This is a genomic window from Lysinibacillus sp. TE18511, assembly GCF_054062295.1.
Window position 1 is genome coordinate 1 of sequence record NZ_JBSSFD010000083.1, and the last position, 5,514, is coordinate 5,514.

5 protein-coding genes and 1 pseudogene are annotated in these 5,514 nt (G+C 32.7%); 2 read left to right on the forward strand and 4 right to left on the reverse strand.

Going from position 1 to position 5,514, the window contains the following annotated elements:
* The 4 genes and pseudogenes from ACVWXS_RS25670 to ACVWXS_RS25685 form a co-directional block, all read right to left on the reverse strand.
* Positions 1–168: pseudogene (locus ACVWXS_RS25670) on the reverse strand (IS21 family transposase); the annotation flags it as partial.
* A 180-nt stretch (positions 169–348) separates the two neighbouring features.
* Complete coding sequence (locus tag ACVWXS_RS25675) at positions 349–1,908, reverse strand: primase C-terminal domain-containing protein (RefSeq protein WP_456960652.1); 1,560 nt, start codon at positions 1,906–1,908, stop codon at positions 349–351.
* A 582-nt stretch (positions 1,909–2,490) separates the two neighbouring features.
* The gene (locus ACVWXS_RS25680) at positions 2,491–3,093 is read right to left on the reverse strand and encodes a hypothetical protein (RefSeq protein ID WP_456960653.1); all 603 of its coding nucleotides are present in this window, start codon (positions 3,091–3,093) and stop codon (positions 2,491–2,493) included.
* 220 nt (positions 3,094–3,313) lie between these two features.
* A complete protein-coding gene (locus tag ACVWXS_RS25685; RefSeq protein ID WP_456960654.1) occupies positions 3,314–3,619 on the reverse strand; it encodes a toll/interleukin-1 receptor domain-containing protein in 306 nt (101 codons plus the stop codon).
* Positions 3,620–3,926: 307 nt separating this feature from the next.
* Between ACVWXS_RS25685 and ACVWXS_RS25690 the strand changes: the two genes are divergently transcribed.
* Together ACVWXS_RS25690 and ACVWXS_RS25695 are read left to right on the forward strand one after the other, a co-directional pair.
* On the forward strand, positions 3,927–4,733 hold the full coding sequence (locus tag ACVWXS_RS25690) for an AAA family ATPase (RefSeq protein ID WP_456960655.1): 807 nt from the start codon (positions 3,927–3,929) through the stop codon (positions 4,731–4,733).
* The gene (locus ACVWXS_RS25695; protein ID WP_456960656.1) at positions 4,726–5,124 is read left to right on the forward strand and encodes a hypothetical protein; all 399 of its coding nucleotides are present in this window, start codon (positions 4,726–4,728) and stop codon (positions 5,122–5,124) included. The genes ACVWXS_RS25690 and ACVWXS_RS25695 overlap by 8 nt, the downstream gene beginning before the upstream one ends.
* Positions 5,125–5,514 lie beyond the last annotated feature (390 nt).

A 5,514-nucleotide genomic window follows, 5' to 3' on the forward strand; every position in this document is an offset into this window, starting at 1 on the left:
AAAGCCATTTAGATATTTATCGATTGTTCGTCGATCTACGCCCATATCCCTTGCTAATTTACTTTTATTAATCTTCATGTTTAAATGCTCCATTACTTGTTTAAAATTGGCTAAATCTGAAAGACTATTGATTTTAAAATCTGTCTCAATTTCTAGTTGAATATGCATACTAACACCTCGGTATTAGTATGAAATGGAAGAGCATTTTTGTACATCTTTATTCAAGCAGGAATGTACATAATTAAATTAGCAATTATAACTAGTTTAAACCTAGGAACTATAACTGAATCTATACGATAAAAACAAAAAGGAAAAAAGAAGTATGTAAAGGCAGAGTGGAGTATTAATTTAACCAGTATTATTTTTTATTTTGTCTATCAGTAGGTATCTATTAGAATTGTTGTCTTTACTAAGTTTCTCAAAGTAATTAATTAAGCGACGGTAGCCACCGATACTATCTAGGTTTACAACCTGTTCACCTATCGTTTCTTCTATATATTTAGTGAACCGAATTGCGGTATCCTTTTTAAGCTGAATAATATATTCAATATACAATTCAACAGTTGTCCAACCTGTTTTGGCACGACAACCTTTACCTGTCGTTGTTTTTAATAATCGTGTGGAAGCTTTGATCAAATTATTAAGCGTACTACTAGCAATCCCCATCGCTTCACAAATCTCCTTTTGGGTACGCCAAATAAACGGTTCAGAAGTCGATTTTTCTGCAGTAATATATTGAATCATATCTTCTTCCCATTCTTCGTAATGACTACGTACTCGATCCTCACGAGACTTTTTAAACTTGTACCAAACCTTAGTACCAAAATATAACGGTTTGTCTTCTGCTCCCTGTACATATAATGCAAGTAGTTGCTCTACATATTCTTTCTTGGCACCCTTATAACGACCAGAATACGCTGAAGCAATAATTGCTCGCATATCATGTATAGGTAACGGATATCGTAGATTCGAATTATATTCATCTAGTAAATCATATGTATAAGATTTTTCTTTTCCGTCCTGAAGGCATACTAAAGCGAGCGTAAACAATACATTGTTTCGCCCAATTTGGCCTTTCTCACCTTTTACATCTGTTGCATGAATCAACTCTATAAACCATTCAGATTGAGTTAAAGATGTTACTTGCATCTTTTTAGGCACAACATATAAAGAACGTCCGAAATCAGCATCACGCCGCTGTGACCACTGTATAAGCTCGGCTGGCGTATACAGTGCTGTTTCATCAAACCACTCAATATTTCGATTATTTGGTGTACGGAAAAAACCGAAATCATTACAGTATAGATCAGCATCAATGGACTGCAAACTGCGTTTAATATTGTCCGAAATACGTTTGGCCACTTTAATACTAAGAAACTCTTTTTTATTAGATATAAAAATAGGTGTCTCAAGTACAAAGAAAACCTGATAGCCACGGTCTGATGACAGTACAAGCGTTGGTTGGCCAATACTTTCATCTAAACAAGTTAATAGAATATCTTGCACACTATGCTTTTTCGTATCAATATCAACGACAAAAGCATTAATTTGCTGTAGATTTTCCTCCACAAAGCCTTTAATAAAACGACGGTCCTGATCAGCATACTGATAGCGTCTATAAACGTTTGGTGTAAAATGTGTGATTTTATCAGCCTGTTCAATTAATGTTTCCTTCGATGTGATGATATATCCCTTCACACCTGCAGAAGTAAAATTACTTTTATCACGCACAGCAAATACAGCACCTTTTTTATGGCGATGATCTGCCTTTGCAGCACCTACTCGTTTTGATAGAGGTACCTTTGAATATTTTGTTTTATATGTCGTTAATCCCTCGTGCATCAGTGTATTGATGACACGTGTTAATTTATCGTCCGTTACTTGCTCCTGAAGCGAAAAAATAGCCATCAGTACCCACCTCCGAAGATCTCGGTGAACGCCAATGACTACAATTATTTTAGACATACTTAAAAAAGAGCACACAAAAACTATTTTCAATCATCTATATTGAAAATAAGAGACTGTCTTGTTATAATAAGTACATCTATAGTTTAAATTAAACAGATAACCACAGTGTTACCAGCACAATGGTTATAAAAAGTACATCTGGCGTTCACCTATTTAGTTGTGATCGTTCAGACATTTATCAAGTCATTCCTGTCTCGCCAAAGACTAAGAGGAATGACTTTTTTATTTTGCCTTGAACTTTTAATTACTAACTACTAAACCATAAAATAATAGTGTTGTAAACTAAGAAAAAAGCTTTATAGAACGAAGCTTTTTCGCATATTTCTAATTTTCCACTTTTGTGAGAAAGTTGATTTCGAGTAAAAATTGCAAATTTCCACTTTTCTACCTTTGCTAAGTAGAAATTCAAAACTGGTTGTTTATCGTAGAAAAAAAAAAAGCCCTTATGCTTACTCTCTCAAGGAGTTACAAAAAAGGCACTAATCCATATAAGTATAACAAAAGTAGAAATTTCTACTTTTGTTAAGTAGTTATATTTATCGCATAAGTGGAAATTTCTACTTTTCTACTTTTGTTAATAATTTGGGCAAATATTACATTTTTGTTACAAGAGGAATTTTCAATCATATTGCTATACGACAACACTAAAATAATATGTTTATATGCACTTTTATTTAAATATGGTAGTATATGATGTTCATAAATTTCTTTCACAACTTCTTTATAATTCATATTTTTCTTATTTGAGGAAAACATATTCATCGGCATTCCTAATGATAAATTATAATCTAAGTCTACCTCTACATTAACTGAACCATTCATGCTATTATCATTATTTACTTCCACATATCGACCAATTGAAAATTGGATTTGTTTAATTGGACTAAAAAAATTACCTAGCCATACCTTTAAATTATTCAAATTTTTACCATTCAAATAAAGACCATATACAATCTTGCAATTATTTATATTTTGCTTTTGATATATGAAATTTGAATTTTGATTTTGTATCGTTATTAAGATGTCCTCTAGCTCCTCTATAATTAATTGATAGTTCTCTTCTATAAAACTATTTTTCTCTAAGTCTGTAGGTGGATTCAATTTTGGAATTTTTATATCATTCATAACATGCACCGTTGCATTTTTTTCCTGATTTTTAGGCAGTCGAATTCTCTTTTTTCCAATAGGACACCTAAATCAAACATAGGTACTTTTTGAAGTCGATAAATCAATTCTTCAAACTTCTCTTCAAAGTTACTGTTATCTGAAAGGTCAATATAATTAACCCCCTGTAAATGAAACGGTATCGTTTTCTGAAGAACATTCGGTTGTCGAATAAGTATAATTAATTTATCCAGATGCTGCTAGATAATTGGTAGAGAAAGAATTGTTTCAAAACCCCCCCTCCCACAAAATCATTGGCTTTAGCAGTGTGTTTTTCAGTTAGCACTATCAAGATATAGTCATCATCTCGCATATGTTCTACCATCATTTGATTCAAATTAACTGTCGATGTTGCTGTAATACCCTGATCGTAATTTGCATCTAAGCCCTCTTGACGAAGATTTTTTACTAAATCTAAAACCCATTGTTGATGTTCTTTTGAATCCCAGCTGTAACTAACAAATATCTTTTCTGGACTATTTTGCATGTAAATCAAGCTCCTTTTTTATAATAGATACGATTTCTACTTTTTGTTCTCCTAAGTAAAGAAAATTGGGTCCATTTTCTTTATTAAAATAGTTAATATTTAAGAAGACAGGTCTTAACGGAATATCATTATATGTAATTTCAGCGTTTTTCACATGATCTATTACTGAAAAATAACTATTATTACCAGATTAAATACACAAAAGTAGAATTTAGCAAAGAAGTATTTTGCAAAGTACCTTTAACTAAGTTATACTTTATTTATTATTTAATAAATCGAAAATCACAATAGATGGGGAGATGAAGAAATGGCGATTACAATTGTTGTTGGGAACTTTAAAGGTGGCGTAGGGAAAACAAAGGTATCTGTTATGGCAAGCTGGGAACTTGCCTTTGAAAAAGGAAAAAAAGTGCTCTTAGTTGATATGGACCCACAAGGAAATGCAAGTACACTCATTGCTCGTTCCACTGGTGTGACTGAAATTAATACAAGTATTTTTGATGGCTTTAAAAACGCCTCTTTAAAAGAGTGTATTGTACAAGTAACAGATAGCCTACATATGATTCCAGCACAAGTTTCATTTAAAAACTTACCGAAATTTTTATATGCCAATATTAAAGAGGAAATCGAACAAGTTTCTTATTTGAAGAAGCTTCTAGATCCTATTCGTGATGAATATGACTATATTTTCATCGACGTACCACCAACAATTAGTGATTTCTCGGATAATGCCATGATGGCCGCTGATTATGTCCTAATTATTCTACAAGCACAGGAATTATCACTTGAAGGTGCTGAAACTTACGTGAAATATTTACAGTTCATGGCAGATAACTATGATGCGGATATTCAAGTTGCAGGTGTGTTGCCGGTATTACTTCGTCCTGGTGGTCGTGTTGATATGTCGACAATTGAGCGTGCCAAAGAAATGTTTGGGGATGATAACGTAATGGGTAATATTGTGAAACATTTAGAGCGTTTAAAAGCTTGGGATGTTACGGGTATTACGAATAATGACCAACACGATAAAAAAGCGCACCAAGTATTTATTGATGTCGTAGAGGAGCTACTTGAAAAACTTGACCAATTTGAGGAGGCTGGTAAGTATGACTAATGAAAAAGGTGGATTAATCAAAAAGAAAAAAAAGCCTGTCATGCAACCCGCTATACCTGTAAAAAAAACACAAGATTTGGATTTTGGATACAATGAAATAGCGAAACCCGAAGCGACTTTAACTCCAGTTGAACTAGTAAAAGAGGTGCTAAAAGTAGAACCACCCGTACCTCGTAAAAAGTTAGGTGTTGGGAAGACGAACAGTACTAAGAGTATTAAAGTACCATCTGTCATTCATAGTGAAATCAATTTACTAGGGTCCTTTATGGATGAAGGTAAAACCTATGTCATTTTACAGAAACTGATTGATAGTTATGTGCACAATGAACTAACAGATCGTCAGCAACGTCAGTTTGAGTTTATGGTTGAAGCATTTCATGAAGATAAATAAAAAAGTATACCTAACAAAAGTAGAAATTTCTACTTTTGTTATGATATAAGACAAAATACAAAAATAAATTATCTATATATTTTATCTAGATAAAGATGAAGGGGCCATTCCATTGCAACAGCCAATCCCTTGCTTTGCAACTCGAACATCTCACTATTATATTAAAGTGCATTATTATCATTTATCTGTTGATTATTTCCGAAATACAAAAAAACAACCACATCTGGTTGCTTCATCAACACTTAAGTTTTTATTCGATAATAAGATAATAATCTGGCCCAATTGCTGAATAACGTGACCGGCGTTTTTAAAACAACTTTATTATCTCTGTACATCTAATTGTTCTCGATTTAACTTATAAGACAAATAAGCTAATATTAATCAACTTCA